General features: G+C 65.3%; 10 protein-coding genes. 6 read left to right on the top strand and 4 right to left on the bottom strand.

Annotation, left to right across the window (positions count from 1 at the left end):
• Window positions 1-127 precede the first annotated feature (127 nt).
• A complete protein-coding gene (locus HG421_RS18870) occupies window positions 128-1,228 on the top strand; it encodes a glycerophosphodiester phosphodiesterase (protein WP_169707689.1) in 1,101 nt (366 codons plus the stop codon).
• 223 nt (window positions 1,229-1,451) lie between these two features.
• Here HG421_RS18870 and HG421_RS18865 read toward each other — a convergent pair whose 3' ends face one another.
• Both HG421_RS18865 and HG421_RS18860 read right to left on the bottom strand, forming a co-directional pair.
• The gene (locus HG421_RS18865; RefSeq protein ID WP_169707688.1) at window positions 1,452-2,237 is read right to left on the bottom strand and encodes a rhomboid family intramembrane serine protease; all 786 of its coding nucleotides are present in this window, start codon (window positions 2,235-2,237) and stop codon (window positions 1,452-1,454) included.
• A 228-nt stretch (window positions 2,238-2,465) separates the two neighbouring features.
• Window positions 2,466-3,422: a TerC family protein gene (locus tag HG421_RS18860; RefSeq protein ID WP_169707687.1), complete on the bottom strand. Its 957-nt coding sequence runs from the start codon at window positions 3,420-3,422 to the stop codon at window positions 2,466-2,468.
• Between the two features lie 262 nt (window positions 3,423-3,684).
• Here HG421_RS18860 and HG421_RS18855 point away from each other — a divergent pair, with 262 nt between their 5' ends.
• From HG421_RS18855 to HG421_RS18845, 3 genes are all read left to right on the top strand, one after another.
• Window positions 3,685-4,854: a class I SAM-dependent rRNA methyltransferase gene (locus HG421_RS18855; RefSeq protein ID WP_169707686.1), complete on the top strand. Its 1,170-nt coding sequence runs from the start codon at window positions 3,685-3,687 to the stop codon at window positions 4,852-4,854.
• A gap of 127 nt (window positions 4,855-4,981) precedes the next feature.
• Window positions 4,982-5,296, top strand: a complete 315-nt coding sequence (locus tag HG421_RS18850; RefSeq protein ID WP_425533333.1) for a hypothetical protein — start codon at window positions 4,982-4,984, stop codon at window positions 5,294-5,296.
• A gap of 179 nt (window positions 5,297-5,475) precedes the next feature.
• Window positions 5,476-6,741: a dipeptidase gene (locus tag HG421_RS18845; RefSeq protein WP_169707685.1), complete on the top strand. Its 1,266-nt coding sequence runs from the start codon at window positions 5,476-5,478 to the stop codon at window positions 6,739-6,741.
• A 288-nt stretch (window positions 6,742-7,029) separates the two neighbouring features.
• Here the strand turns inward: HG421_RS18845 and HG421_RS18840 are convergent, their stop codons facing one another.
• Window positions 7,030-9,495 carry an XVIPCD domain-containing protein gene (locus HG421_RS18840; RefSeq protein WP_169707684.1) on the bottom strand — a complete coding sequence of 822 codons (2,466 nt, stop codon included), beginning with the start codon at window positions 9,493-9,495 and terminating at the stop codon, window positions 7,030-7,032.
• On the bottom strand, window positions 9,492-9,923 hold the full coding sequence (locus HG421_RS18835; protein WP_169707683.1) for a hypothetical protein: 432 nt from the start codon (window positions 9,921-9,923) through the stop codon (window positions 9,492-9,494). Before HG421_RS18835 ends, HG421_RS18840 begins: the two co-directional genes overlap by 4 nt.
• Before the next feature lie 329 nt (window positions 9,924-10,252).
• On the opposite strand from HG421_RS18835, the gene HG421_RS18830 reads away from it, so the two are divergent.
• Both HG421_RS18830 and HG421_RS18825 read left to right on the top strand, forming a co-directional pair.
• A complete protein-coding gene (locus HG421_RS18830) occupies window positions 10,253-11,413 on the top strand; it encodes a glycerate kinase (protein WP_169707682.1) in 1,161 nt (386 codons plus the stop codon).
• A gap of 243 nt (window positions 11,414-11,656) precedes the next feature.
• Window positions 11,657-13,405, top strand: coding sequence for a sensor domain-containing diguanylate cyclase (locus HG421_RS18825; RefSeq protein ID WP_169707681.1), 1,749 nt, complete (start codon window positions 11,657-11,659; stop codon window positions 13,403-13,405).
• Window positions 13,406-13,407: the final 2 nt, after the last annotated feature.

Here is a 13,407-nt window from a genome sequence, read left to right as displayed (position 1 = left end):
ACGCCACCAGTGGTTGTCGGGCAGATGCGGGCGCGGGATGTACAGTCGTACCTTCCGCGTCGCTCATTGGCCAGGTGCGCCTGGCGGCCTGCGTCGATGCGGTCGCTGTTTTTCGTTGGAGATGGGCATGATGCAGGTCGGTCGTATCTGGCTGGTGGGAGCGATGATGGTTGGCATGAGCGGCCCGGCGGTTGCCGAGGCACCGTTGGCCAAGACGGTGCAGATCTTTGCGCACCGTGGCGCCAGCGCGTTGCGGCCGGAACATACCTTGGCCTCGTACGCCAAAGCCATTGTCGATGGCGCGGATTTCGTCGAGCCGGATCTGGTGTCCACCAAGGATGGTGTGCTGGTGGCGCGTCACGAGAACGAGATCGGCGGCACTACCGATGTGGCCACGCATCCGGAGTTTGCCGCGCGCAAGACGCGCAAGACCATCGATGGCCAGGCAATGGACGGCTGGTTCACCGAGGACTTCACGCTGGCCGAATTGAAGACCTTGCGCGCACGCGAGCGCTTGCCGCAATTGCGTGGCACGCGCTGGGATGGCCACTTCCAGATCGTGACCTTCGACGAGATCATCGATTTCGTCGCGGCCGAATCTGCCGCGACCGGCCGCACGATCGGGCTGATTCCGGAAATCAAGCATCCGAGTTACTTCACTGCGCTCGGCCTGCCGATGGAAGACAAGGTACTGGCGACGTTGCAGGCGCACGCGTATACGCGGACAGCACCGGTAATCATCCAGTCGTTCGAGACCGGCAATCTGCGCTACCTGCGCGGCAAGATCGGGCGCGCCAGCACCATTCGCCTGCTGCAGTTGCTGGGCGGGCCGCAGATGCCGCTCCCCGATGCGGGCAAGGACGATGCGCCAGGCACATACGCGCAACTGATGACGCCTGCGGGGCTCAAGCAGGTGGCCAGCTACGCCGATGCGATCGGGCCGGACATTCGCGCCATCATTCCGCTGGACGCACAGCAGCGCCTGGGCACGCCGACGTCCCTGGTGCGTGATGCGCACGCGGCCGGACTGCAGGTGCAGCCGTATACGTTCCGTCCGGAGAATTACTTCCTGGCCGCCAACAACCGCAGCGATGGCGCAGTGACCGGGCGCAACGACGCAGGAGCGTTGGCCGAACTCAAGACGTATCTGGACGCTGGCATCGATGCCTTCTTTGCCGATGATCCGGGGCTGGCGCGGCAAGCATTGCGCGGAAAAACGCCGCAGTAGGCAGCGCTTTCGTAGGAGCGCGCCTGAGCGCGACAGACAAGACCGTTCACCGTCATCGGGCGCAAACCAGCCAGATGCGATGCGACGATGAACATGGCGATGCCACCGCATCCCTGTCGCATCGATCCCGGACATCCAGGGTGCCGAGGTATGAGCGGTAATGCCCTGTCGCGCGCAGGCACGCCCCTACGGAAGGGCAGGCGGCAATCTCAGGATGCAGCCATTAACTCCCCGGGGGCCGCTCGCGCGGCGGGAAGTGCAGCACCACGTTTTCCGAGCCGTCATCCTGGCGTTGCCACAGCACCGGCACCTGACGCGGTGGCGGCGGTTCCAGCATCGCGTGTTCGGCGTTGCTCACCTCCCAGGCAGCGTCTTCGTCCTCGTCTTCCCAGCTGTAGCGCGGCCTGGCCTGCTGCGGGTCGCGCAGGCGCAGCAGCAGGGCGGCAATCAGGCCGGCCACCGCGCCGCCCAGATGCGATTGCCAGGACACGCCAGCTTCGTGCGGCAGGATGGTCATCAGCATGCCGCCATAGAACAGGAAGGCGATCATGCTGGTGGCGATCGCCGGGCGGTCGCGGCGCAGCAGGCCCAGCACGAACACCAGGAACATCAGCCCGTGGGTGATGCCGCTGGCGCCGAGGTGGCGACTGCCGGGCTCGCCCAGCAGCCATGCACCCAGCCCCGAGCCCAGCCACAGCAACGGCAGCGCCATGGCGGTGGCCCGCGGGTACACGCTGCCGGCCAGGGTGCCCAGGATCAGCAGCGCGGCCGCATTGGCGCCCAGATGCGGCAGCGAGCCGTGCAGCAGCGGCGCGGTGAGGATGCCGATCAGCCCGTCGGCCTGCAGCGGCGCCACCGCCCAGGCGCGCCAGTCGAACATGCCCTGCGCGGTGAACACCGCCACCAGCAGCAGCACGGCGGCCAGGCTGACATTGAAGGCACGCAGCACCCTGGAACGATCCAGGCGGCTCTGGGTGGCGGTATCGGGGGCGAGAGGATGCGTTGTCATGCATTCACGGATGGCGGCGCGCAGGTCTTTTACAAGCCCGGCGAACGTGGGATAAGCAGACCCGGCGACGGGATAATCCAGCCCCGGCGCGGATCTGTGGCAGCTCGGCCTGCGCGTTATCACGGACGATGTGCGGGCAAGGACCAGTCGAGATGGTCGGTGCGCATGGTTGCCAGCAGCCCAGGCTGCGCCACCAATCCCGAATCCCGACTGCCCAATCCCGGTCCCTCAGTGCCCGGCCGGCTTGGGCGGGCGCAGCAGGCTCAGCACGATGGTGGCCACCAGGATCGCCACCACCACGCCCAGCGACACCAGCACCGGGATCTTGTACAGATCGATGATCATCATCTTGATGCCGATGAACACCAGGATCACCGCCAGGCCGTACGGCAGCAGGTGGAAGCGGTCGGCCATGCCGGCCAGCAGGAAGAACATCGCGCGCAGGCCCAGCACCGCGAACACGTTGGAGGTGAGCACGATGAACGGGTCGGTGGTGATCGCGAAGATCGCCGGGATGCTGTCCACCGCAAAGATCACGTCGATCACCGCGATCAGGATCAGCACCACGAACAGCGGCGTGAACCAGCGTTTGCCGTCCTTGATCACGCTGAGCAGGTTGCCGTGGTACTGCGGGCTCAGGCGCAGGTGCCCGCGCATCCAGCGCAGCACCGGGTTGGCCTCCAGGTCCGGCTCCTTGCCGGCGGAGAACCACATCTTGATGCCGGTCAGCAGCAGGAACGCGCCGAACACGTACAGCAGCCAATGGAACTTGGCCAGCAGCATCGAGCCGGCGAAGATCATGATCGCGCGCAGCACGATCGCGCCCAGCACGCCGATGATCAGCACGCGCTGGCGCTGTTCCTCGGGCACGCCGAAGTAGGTCATCACCATCAGGAACACGAAGATGTTGTCGACCGCCAGCGATTTTTCGACCAGGTAGCCGGTGAGGAACTGCAGCCCGATCTGGTCGGCCTGCACATTGCCCACGCTGCCCTGCAGGTACCACCACAGTCCGGCGTTGAAGGCCAGCGCCAGCAGTACCCAGCCGATGCTCCACCAGGCGGCTTCCTTGAAGGTGACCTTGTGGGCGCCGCCGTGGCGCATCAGCACCAGATCGATCAGCAGCGCGGCGATCACCACGACCCCGAAACCGCCCCATAACCAGACATTGCCGATGGTTTGCATAGAGAATCCCGAAAAGTGAAACGACCTGGACAGCCGCTTGGGCTGAGGCCTTGTGACACGGGAATCGTGGATTCCGGGTGACGGACCTTCGCCTGCGCGGCGAAGGTCTCGCTCGCAACCGGCCGGGCCGGTTGCCGTTGCACCGGAGCGCCTGCTGCCAGGGCTCGTCATGACGGCGACAACGTTGGGAGCTACTCCCTTTCTGCGCCCGATTCTGCGTGCCCGGCGCAGGCACGTCAATCCAGGCGGATACAATAGGTGGATGAATACTCCTGTCCCCGTCGTCCGACTCAAGAATGCGTGGCGCTCCAGCCACCCGTGGATCTTCCAGAAGCTGGTGGAAAAGCCTGCCGCCAAGCCCAAACCCGGCACCATCGTCGATGTGGTCGGCGTGGACGGGGAGTGGATCGGGCGGGGCTTCTACAACGGCCATTCGCGCATCGCCGTGCGCATCCTGGAGACCGACCAGGCGGTGCCGGTGGATGCGGGCTGGTTCTCGCGCAAGATCGCCGCGGCGGTGAGCCTGCGCCGCGACTGGCTCAAGCTCGATGGCGTGTCCGATGCCTGGCGCGTGGTGCATAGCGAAGGCGATGGCCTGTCCGGCCTGGTGGTGGACCGCTACGGCGACCTGGTGGTGGTGGAGTTCTTCGCCGCCGGCATGTTCCGCCACCGCGAATGGATCTACGCCGCGCTACGCGAGCAGTTCCCGGGCTGCCGCTTCCACAGCTTTGCCGACGAACACGTGCAAAAGCAGGAAAGCTTCGACTTCCACGGCAACACCACCACGGAAGCTGCGGTGATCACCGAGCACGGCATCAGGTTCCGCGCCGACCCGGCCGGCGCGCACAAGACCGGCTTCTTCGCCGACCAGCGCGACAACCGCCAGTGGCTGAGCGAGCAGGTCCACGGCAAGACCGTGCTGGACCTGTGCTGCAACACCGGCGGGTTTGCGGTGTACGCGGCCGCGCGCGGGGCGGCCGAGGTGCTGGGCGTGGATATCGACGAAGACGTGATTGCCATTGCCAAGGGCAACGCCAAGCTCAACAACGTGCGGCCCAAGTTCGTGCAGGCCGACATCTTTCCGTGGCTGCGCGATGCGGCCAATCGCGGCGAGCAGTTCGATGTGGTGATCCTGGACCCGGCCAAGATGACCCGCGACCGCGACCAGGTGATCCCCGCGCTCAAGAAGTACCTGGACATGAATAAATTGGCGCTGGGCGTGGTCAAGCCCGGCGGCCTGTTTGCCACTTTCTCGTGCACCGGTCTGGTGGCCGAGCAGGAGTTCCTGGACATGCTGCGGCGCGCCTCGTATTTCTCCGGCCGCACCATCCAGATCCTGAAAGTGGCCGGTGCTGGCCCGGACCACCCGTTCATGGCGCACGTGCAGGAATCGCGCTATTTGAAGGCGGTGTTCTGCCGGGTGGTCGACTGACGCCGATGCGGTGCTTGCCTGGGTCCAGCGCGCCTCAGGCAAGGGACCGCCAGCGCCTGCGTGTCAGAGCGCAAGCGGCGGGCGCAGGCCTCAACGATCGTCCCCATAGGCAAGCGGAGGTCTGGCGATGAACCACCAGGACGAGCGCAAAGTGTTGACCGGGCTGCTGCGCCAGATCGAGCGTCCCAATCCCAGCCTGCTAGCCAGCAATTGGCCCGTGTTCTGCGTCTGGCTACTGTTCGCCGGCGCCTTCATGTACCTGTTCAAGACCGGCCAGCACTCGCCGCTGCACCCGTTGGTCCTGGCGCTGGGCTCGACATGCCTGGGCGTGCTGGGCGCCTGGATCGTGCTGCTGTCGGTGATTGCCCGCCAGTGGCCGTATCTGCGCGACCACATCGACGTGGACAGCCTGCGCGCGCGGCTGGCCGAGCTGGACGACTGATGCTGCAACGCGCGTGGCGGTCCATGCGCGCTGGGCTCACGGATGTATCCAACCGTTGCGCAACGACGACCGACGGGGGCGCTGTCGTTGCCCGCATTGCGACGCGTAGCTCGATACCGCCGCAGCGCACGTGCGGCAAGCCGCTATGATCGGCTCACCCCCACTGCCTGAGAGATCGCATGCACCTGCGCTCGCTTTGCCTGTCTGTCGCGTTGTTGCTGGCCGCTGCGCCGCCTGCCCATGCGCTTGAGTTTTCCAAGGCCGAACTGGCGCGCGCGACTGCCCTGCAGAAACGCCTGGTCACGCTGGATTCGCATCTGGACACGCCGGCCAATCTGGAGCGCGCCGACTTCGACGTCTTGCAGGCGCATGCCGGCAACCGCTTGGCGCAGGTGGATTACCCGCGGATGGTGGAAGGCGCGCTGGATGGCGGGTTCTGGGCGGTCTACACCGGGCAGGGCAATCGCAGTGCAGCCGCGCACCTGGACGATCGCGATGCCGGCCTGCAGCGTCTGCTGAAGATCCACACATTGGTGGCCGCGCAACCGCAGCGTTTTGCGTTGGCCACCACGCCGGCCGATGCCGCGCGCATCAAGGCCGCCGGCAAGCGCGTGGTGTACATCAGCATGGAAAACGCCAGCCCGCTGGTGGCCGATCCCAGCTTGCTGCGTTTCTATTACGCGCAGGGGCTGCGCTTGATGAGCACCGTGCACTTTCTCAACAACGAGTTCGCCGATTCGGCCACCGACCCCAAGGGCGCCGAATGGAACGGCCTGAGCCCGGCCGGCAAACGGCTGGTGCAACAGGCGCAGGCGTTGGGCATCGTGATCGATCAATCGCATGCCTCCGATGCGGTGTTCGACCAGTTGATTGCGCTGTCGCCGGTGCCGATCGTGCTCTCGCACAGCGGCGCGCGTGCGGTCTACAACCACCCGCGCAACATCGACGATGCACGCCTGAAGGTACTGGCCGCGCATGGCGGGGTGATCCAGGTCAATTCCTACGGCGACTATCTGGTGGACAGCGGCGCCAGCCCCGAGCGCAAGGCGGCCGAGAAGGCGCTCACCGACCAGTACGGCGGCTGGGAGCACGTCAAGATCGCCGACGGCACCAAGCTCAGTGCCGCGCTGAAGGACCTGGATGCGCGCTACCCGATCAAGCGCGCCACCGAAGAAGACTTCTTCGCGCATCTTGAGCACATCTTGGCCGTGGTCGGACCCGAGCACGTGGGCATCGGCATGGATTGGGACGGCGGTGGCGGCGTGGTGGGCCTGGAAGACGTCTCCGACCTGCCGCGTATCACCGCATGGCTGTTGCGCAAGGGCTACAGCGAACAGCAGATCGCCGGCATCTGGGGCGGCAACCTGTTGCGGGTGATGGGCCAGGCGCAGGACTATGCCGCGCGCAATCGCACGTCCGGCTTGGGCGATGGGGCCAAGCGCTGAGGCTGGAAGTGGGAATCGATAATGCCAGCCAGCGCCATGCTGCGTCGTCGGCTCCGACAGCGTGGATGGCGGTGTGGCGTCCATCGCATCCGCAGTGCGATCTGCATGCGATCGAGGCTGGTTACTTTCGATCAACCGGGAGCAGTGTCACCGCCCGCATCCGGTTGCTATCGACGCGTCGTCTGGGAACGACCCGCAGGCAATCTTTGAGGCAGCAGTCATGGATTGACTGCTGTTGTGCACCGCAGGCATGGCGACGCATCACGACGTAGCAGCGAAGTGCTCACGCTATCTTGCCGGCCCGCCCTGATGCAGATCATCTAGTCCGCGTGCCAATGCCTGCTGCTGCGCCTGCGCTCTTTCCTGGGCAATGGCCTGATTGGCGGCCAGGAGCTGTTGGTCGGACTGTTCGAGCGGCGTATGGATCGCTCGAGCGGTGTCTATGTGCACCCTCCTGTGCGCAGGGTCGTCCAGCCGCCCTTCCACCGCAAATAGTTTACCGTTATCGCCCAGCACGACATGATCCACGCGGTTCAGCGCACCGCTGCTCAATGTGTCACCTGTTGCGTGCGGATCTGCCTCACGATTGTCCTTGCACGCCGCCAGCAGGCAGCGGCTGACGCGCTCGCTCATGGCATCGTAGGGTTTGCCCAGGCTCTCATCGATCTTGGCCACACCTTCGCGGATCTGCTTCAACATGGCGTGATCGGGATGTTGCGGATCATGCGGGCCCACCGCTTGCGGCCGGCCTGCACTATCGCCGCGTGTCTCTATGCCGTCCTGTGCTTTTTTCGAAGAGGCATCCGTGCTGTCTTGGCCTTGCATCCGGGGCGCAGTGACATGGATGGTGTCCAGCGTCGTGATCGGTACGGCAGCAGCCGGGGGCCCAGGCTGTGCAGCCGTTCGCTGTGTCCCCAAGGTCTGGGCCGCATAGGTTCCATCGAGCTCCTGCTTCAAATTTCCCTTGGCGTGGCTGTCCCAGAGCATGCCGTCATGCGTCCATTGACCATCGTTGCCACGTTCGTAGAGGTCGCCGTCTGAGCCAACGATGCGGCCGGGGTGCTTCAGCGCGTCATGGACTGCGGCAGGCATGTAGCCGTGACGCGCCCAGCCATGCTGCTCGTAGGTGTTTTTGTAGTGCGCAGCCATCGCTGCAGGTGTCTGCAGCGCGTTCTGCTTGAGGACGTGCTGCGAAGCCTCATCGAGTTGCGCCGCACGTTGGGGACTCGCCGTTTCGGTGTGCGTGCGCATGCTGCGATCGACTAGCCCATCGGTCACCTGGCGCGTCCACTGCTGAGTGTCCGGGTTGTGTATCCAGGGCGCGTCGCGCAGGCTTCGGGTGTCGTGCGCGTTGGCGGGCTGGGTATAGGGGTCCTTGTTTTGTGGCGGCGAGCCCAACGCCAATTCGATGGACGTACCTGATGCCTTGAACGTCAACAGGTCCGACACGTCGGGCGTCGCAACGTCTGTTCGCGTCTTTTGCAGCGGCACACCAGCCTCGCCGAAGGCGATGGCAGCTGGATCGACTTCGCCGGTGCCGACGTCTCGCGCCCACCGCGTCCCGGACGGATGATTTTCGAGGCGCCATGTATTGCCTTGCGCGTCTTGCTGATGCGAAATCCGGTGGTCGTTGATGGCATCGGCGAGCTTGTCGCCGCCCACGGCACCCACAACGCCGCCAATCGCCCCGGTGACCAACACGCCCGGTCCAGACTCCACGCCCAGGGCCGCGCCCATGCTTGTGCCGAGCACAGCTCCGCCCACAGCGCCCACAGTGCGCGTGGCGTAGCGCGTGACCTCTGCATCGGCAGCGGTGCTGTTGCCCTGCGCATCCAACCGCGCGGTATTTCTTGCCGTCGCGCCCAGGTCGTAGACCGCCGCCGCCGCGCCCGCGACACCCAGCCCACGGACCGTGCCTGACGCGAGCCTGCGTGATGCCGCTGCCTCAGCGCTGAGCGCCGTTTCCCCGATAGTTGCGGCTGGCACATCGAGCCCCGTTGGCGCGCGGACCATGCCCGAGGCAGTGAGTTCTGCGGAGGGTTTGAAGGGTGTTTGCTTCAACTCAAGGCTTTCTGCGAATTCCCGAGAGAACGTAACATTCTTGATCTCTGTACCGATGCTCTCGGGCGTCACAAAGATGCCTTTTGGTGCAGCCTGGATGAAGTGTGTCTGCACTTCCGGCAGCACAGCGCCCGCGCCACCCTGTGCATACAGCGCCTGCAACTTCGGAATCGGTTGTCCACCCAGCGAAGTGACGTTTGGGTTGTTCAGCACAGCAGGTACTTCGACCTGGCCGAAGACGCGTTCGAGGTTGGCAGCAGAAGCCACCACTTTGATATCGCCGCGTAGCGAGCTTGCGAATTCGTTGGAGGCTTCGCCCCAGAGGCATTTCGACAAGGATGTGGGATTCTGGCTTGGAGCCTGCGGGTCGCCGAACAGGAACGACGCGGCGGACTCCCTAGCCATCTTCGCCGGCAATCCTTGTGCCCTGAAAATATCGGTCGCCTTCTCCTCGATAACGGTCCGAGCTTCCATAAGAAACTTGGCGCGCGGGGTGTCGTTGATGATGGGAAGTCCCGTCTTACCGGAGAGTTCAACTGCCATGACTTCAGACGACACATCCCCAACTCGACGGCTATATAGAATTCCACCCTGACTACTAGATTTTGCAGAAAACGACCTCGCGATTTGCGATATTTGGTCCAGAGATTCTGCTTTCTCTACCATAGAGATTGAGGCGGCGTAGTCGCTCATCCTTGATCACCAGGCTGATCATCGCGCTTGGTTAGTGCCCAGTTCTCTTTAAAAATTATCTTACCTGTGAATATCGCTCCTCCGCTTTCACTAATGATGATCGGCTTTTTCGTAAATTTGGTTCCAGCATCTATTAACTGGATGATAATAATCTTTATAGACTCTAGTTCGTCGTCGGTAAATGGACGAACTGACCAGGCGGTAATTGGCATCCCAACCTGAAGCTCTACCGAAAATCCAAAAGAGACAACCGCTACGTCATAGTGGGTCTGGTCTGGAAGCCAATCATTCTCTAACTCTCCAAAATACTCATTGCCATCAATTTCGATCGCAAAAGTCTCATGGCCAAGCTCGTCATGGCCGCGTATGCCGCCCGAAAAGCGTGCCCGACCTGCTGGCAAATCTACCCATTCAAACGTCGATGACATCTCAATTCCTTTCTGGTTGGATCCAGGTGATATGGCTTATCGAGCTGGGCGATAGGTAATGATCGTCATGCTACATCGATTGCATGTCCAAGCTCTTTACTTGCTGGAGGCGTCATCCTGCCGGCGTGCTTCAGCTAATATTGCTCGTACGACTGCACGCATATACGTAGGCGAACGAGGTCTCATGACATCGCAAAGGCGAACAGGCGCGTGAACGTCAGTGCGTCCCGCATCAGGCGGATCTTGCGCAACACCGACCAGTTGCCGAAAGGACGGCGCCGTACGTTACACCCAAGCCCTGCTCGGGGCAGCGGGACATCGGTGTGCCCATGAAGATCGTCATCGCCCCCGATTCCTACAAGGAAAGCCTGTCTGCGCTGGAGGTGGCCACGCAGATCGAGGCGGGCTTTCGCGAAATCTTCCCCGACTGGCAGTACCACAAGGTACCGGTTGCCGATGGCGGCGAAGGCACCGTCGACGCGCTGGTGACGGCCACCGGCGGGCGGGTGGTGGAGCGTACCGTCAGCGGCCCGCTGGGCACGCCGGTACCGGCGTTCTACGGTTTGACCGGCGATGGCCGCACCGCGGTGATCGAGATGGCCGCCGCCAGCGGCCTGGCCCTGGTGCCGGCGGCCGCGCGCGACCCGCTGCGCACCAGCAGCGCCGGCGTAGGCGAGCTGATCGTGGCCGCGCTGGATGCCGGTGCGCGGCGTTTCATCATCGGCATCGGCGGCAGCGCCACCAACGACGGCGGCGCCGGCATGGCGCAGGCGCTGGGCGCGCGCTTGCTGGATGCGCATGGCGTGCCGCTTGCCGCAGGCGGCGCGGCGCTGGCGGCACTGGCGCGGATCGAGACCGACGGCCTGGACCCGCGCCTGCAGGACTGCCACATCGACGTGGCCTGCGACGTGGACAACCCGCTGATCGGCCCCACCGGCGCCTCGGCGGTGTTCGGGCCGCAGAAGGGCGCCACCGCGGAGATGGTGCGCCAGCTCGATGCCAACCTGCAGCACTACGCCGACCTGCTCGAGCGCGACCTCGGCCTGCGCCTGCATGACCTGCCCGGCGGCGGCGCGGCCGGTGGGCTGGGCGCGGGGCTGGTGGCCTTCCTGGGCGCGCAGCTGCGGCCCGGGATGGAGATCGTGGCGCAGGCGCTGGGCCTGGAGGCGCTCATCGCCCAGGCCGATCTGGTGATCACCGGCGAAGGCCGGCTGGACAGCCAGAGCCTGCACGGCAAGGCCCCGGTGGGCGTGGCGCAGCTGGCGCAGCGGCATGCCACACCGGTGATCGCCATCGCCGGCTGCCTGGGCACTGGCGCCGGGCTGCTGCATGGCCAGGGCATCGATGCGATGTTCGCGGTGGTGCACCGCGCCTGCACGCAGGAGCAGGCGTTGGCCGAGGCGGCCGGCAATGTACGCATCGCCGCGCGCAACGTGGCGTCCGCGCTGCAGGTGGGCCGCGCGCTGGCGGCGCCGGCCAACGTGCGCTAGGTGAGCCACACAGGCCAGGCCCGCGTGTGCCGGCGGTCCCGAGTGCGGCTGTCCCTGGCGCTGCAAAGGTGCGATGCGCCGCGCGTACCCGGCGCGCCGGCGTGAGCGCTGCCGCCTATCGCGCGTGGCGGCATGTGGCCGCCGGGCCGTGCAAGCTGCGCGCTGGCGCACGCAATGCACCGGCGGCGTCTCCGGCCGGCTCGGCTAGACTGCGCCGATGACTTTCGCCGAGCGATCCTTCATTTGAATCCGCGCGACGCCGTACCGTCCATCCCGCCTGGCGAAGCCGAGCGCCTGGCCCGCCTGGCGTTGTTGCAGGTGCTCGATACCGAGTCCGAACCGTTTTTCGACGCGCTGGCCGCCGCCGCGCAGGCCATCGCCGGCACGCCCATCGCGCTGGTGTCCCTGGTGGACGAACATCGGCAATGGTGGAAGGCCAATATCGGCTTGCCGGGCGTGTCCGAAACCCCGCGCGAACTGGCCTTCTGCGCCCATGCCATCCAGGGCGATGCGGTGATGGAAGTACCCGACGCACCGGCCGACCCGCGTTTCCATGACAACGCGCTGGTCACCGACGCGCCCGGCATCCGTTACTACGCCGGCGCACCGATCGTGCTGCCGGACGGCCTGCGCATGGGCACGGTGTGCGTGATCGACCAGCGCCCACGCCAGCTGCAACCGGCCCAGCTGCAGGCCCTGCAGCAACTGGCCAGGGTGGCCGCCCAAGGGCTGGAACAGCGCCGGATGATGCTAGAGCGCGCCGAGACCAATGCCCGGCTCCAGCAACGGCTGCGCGAGAGCGAGGCCTTCCTGGAGCGCACCGGGCGGGTGGCCGGCGTGGGCGGCTGGGAGGTGGATGTGGGCACCGGCACGCTGACCTGGTCGGACGAGACCTGCCGGATGCACGACCTGCCGCCGGGCTACCGGCCCACCCTCGCCGAAGCCATTGCCTTCTATCCACTGGAAGCGCGCGCGGTGATCACCGAGGCGGTGGACACCTGCGTCAATCAGGGCATTCCCTGGGACCTGGAGCTGCCGCTGATCAGCAGCACCGGCCGCCACCTGTGGGTGCACAGTACCGGCGCGGTGGAACATGTGGACGGCCGCATGCGCCTGATCGGTGCGATCCAGGACGTCACCGACCGCCACCGTGCGGTGGATGCGCTGGCCGCCAGCGAACGCAAGTTCCGCAAGATGTTCCAGTACAGCCTGGGCCTGATCTGCACCCACGACATGGATGGCCGGCTGGTCAGCGTGAACCCGGCGGCGGCACGTTCGCTGGGCCGCAGCGTGGAGGAGATGGAGGGCTGCTCGCTGTTGGAGCTGATCCGCCCGGAGCGGCATGACAGCGTGCGCGGCTATCTCTCGCGCATGGTGCTCGATGGCCAGGATTCGGGGGTGATCGAGCTGGTGGCCCGCGATGGCAGCCTGCGCCACTGGAAATACCACAACGTGCTCGACGTGGAGGCCGATGCCGCCATGGTGCTGGCGCACGCCCAGGACATCACCAACCAGTATCAGCAGGAAAAACAGCTGCTGGAATGGTCGTTCACCGACCCGCTGACCAATTGCTTCAACCGTCGCTTCCTGGACGACCTGGACAAACGCGACGCCAGCGTGCGCTGGGGCTGCGTGGTGGTGGATCTGGACAAGTTCAAACTGGTCAACGACACCTATGGCCACCAGCGCGGCGATGAGGTGCTGGTACAGATGGCCTGGTTCCTCAATCACCCGCTGCGTCGCCAGGACCACCTGGTGCGGCTGGGCGGCGATGAATTCCTGGTGCTGCTGCACGCGGCCAGCGAGGCGCAGCTGGAAGCGCTGGTGCGCAGCTACCTCGCGGCCAGCGACGAGGCGCCGATCCTGTTCACCCTGGGCACGGCCTTGCGCCAGCCGGGCGAGGCACTGAGCGCGGTGGTCGACCGGGCCGACCATTCGCTCTACGCAACCCGGCGCGCGCGGCGCGGCACAGGCGTCAACGACCAGCGCTAGCG

The sequence above is a fragment of the Xanthomonas campestris pv. badrii genome (assembly GCF_012848175.1).
GTDB classification, from domain to species: Bacteria; Pseudomonadota; Gammaproteobacteria; order Xanthomonadales; family Xanthomonadaceae; genus Xanthomonas; species Xanthomonas campestris_C.
Note: the sequence above shows the minus strand (reverse complement) of the source record. Positions and strands in the feature narration are given on the sequence as shown.

Excerpts from the sequence above, each read along its gene's own strand:
- HG421_RS18870 (WP_169707689.1), top strand. The coding sequence starts at position 128 with ATGATGCAGGTCGGTCGTATCTGGCTGGTGGGAGCGATGATGGTTGGC.
- HG421_RS18865 (WP_169707688.1), bottom strand. The coding sequence starts at position 2,237 with ATGACAACGCATCCTCTCGCCCCCGATACCGCCACCCAGAGCCGCCTG.
- HG421_RS18860 (WP_169707687.1), bottom strand. The coding sequence starts at position 3,422 with ATGCAAACCATCGGCAATGTCTGGTTATGGGGCGGTTTCGGGGTCGTG.
- HG421_RS18855 (WP_169707686.1), top strand. The coding sequence starts at position 3,685 with ATGAATACTCCTGTCCCCGTCGTCCGACTCAAGAATGCGTGGCGCTCC.
- HG421_RS18850 (WP_425533333.1), top strand. The coding sequence starts at position 4,982 with ATGAACCACCAGGACGAGCGCAAAGTGTTGACCGGGCTGCTGCGCCAG.
- HG421_RS18845 (WP_169707685.1), top strand. The coding sequence starts at position 5,476 with ATGCACCTGCGCTCGCTTTGCCTGTCTGTCGCGTTGTTGCTGGCCGCT.
- HG421_RS18840 (WP_169707684.1), bottom strand. The coding sequence starts at position 9,495 with ATGAGCGACTACGCCGCCTCAATCTCTATGGTAGAGAAAGCAGAATCT.
- HG421_RS18835 (WP_169707683.1), bottom strand. The coding sequence starts at position 9,923 with ATGTCATCGACGTTTGAATGGGTAGATTTGCCAGCAGGTCGGGCACGC.
- HG421_RS18830 (WP_169707682.1), top strand. The coding sequence starts at position 10,253 with ATGAAGATCGTCATCGCCCCCGATTCCTACAAGGAAAGCCTGTCTGCG.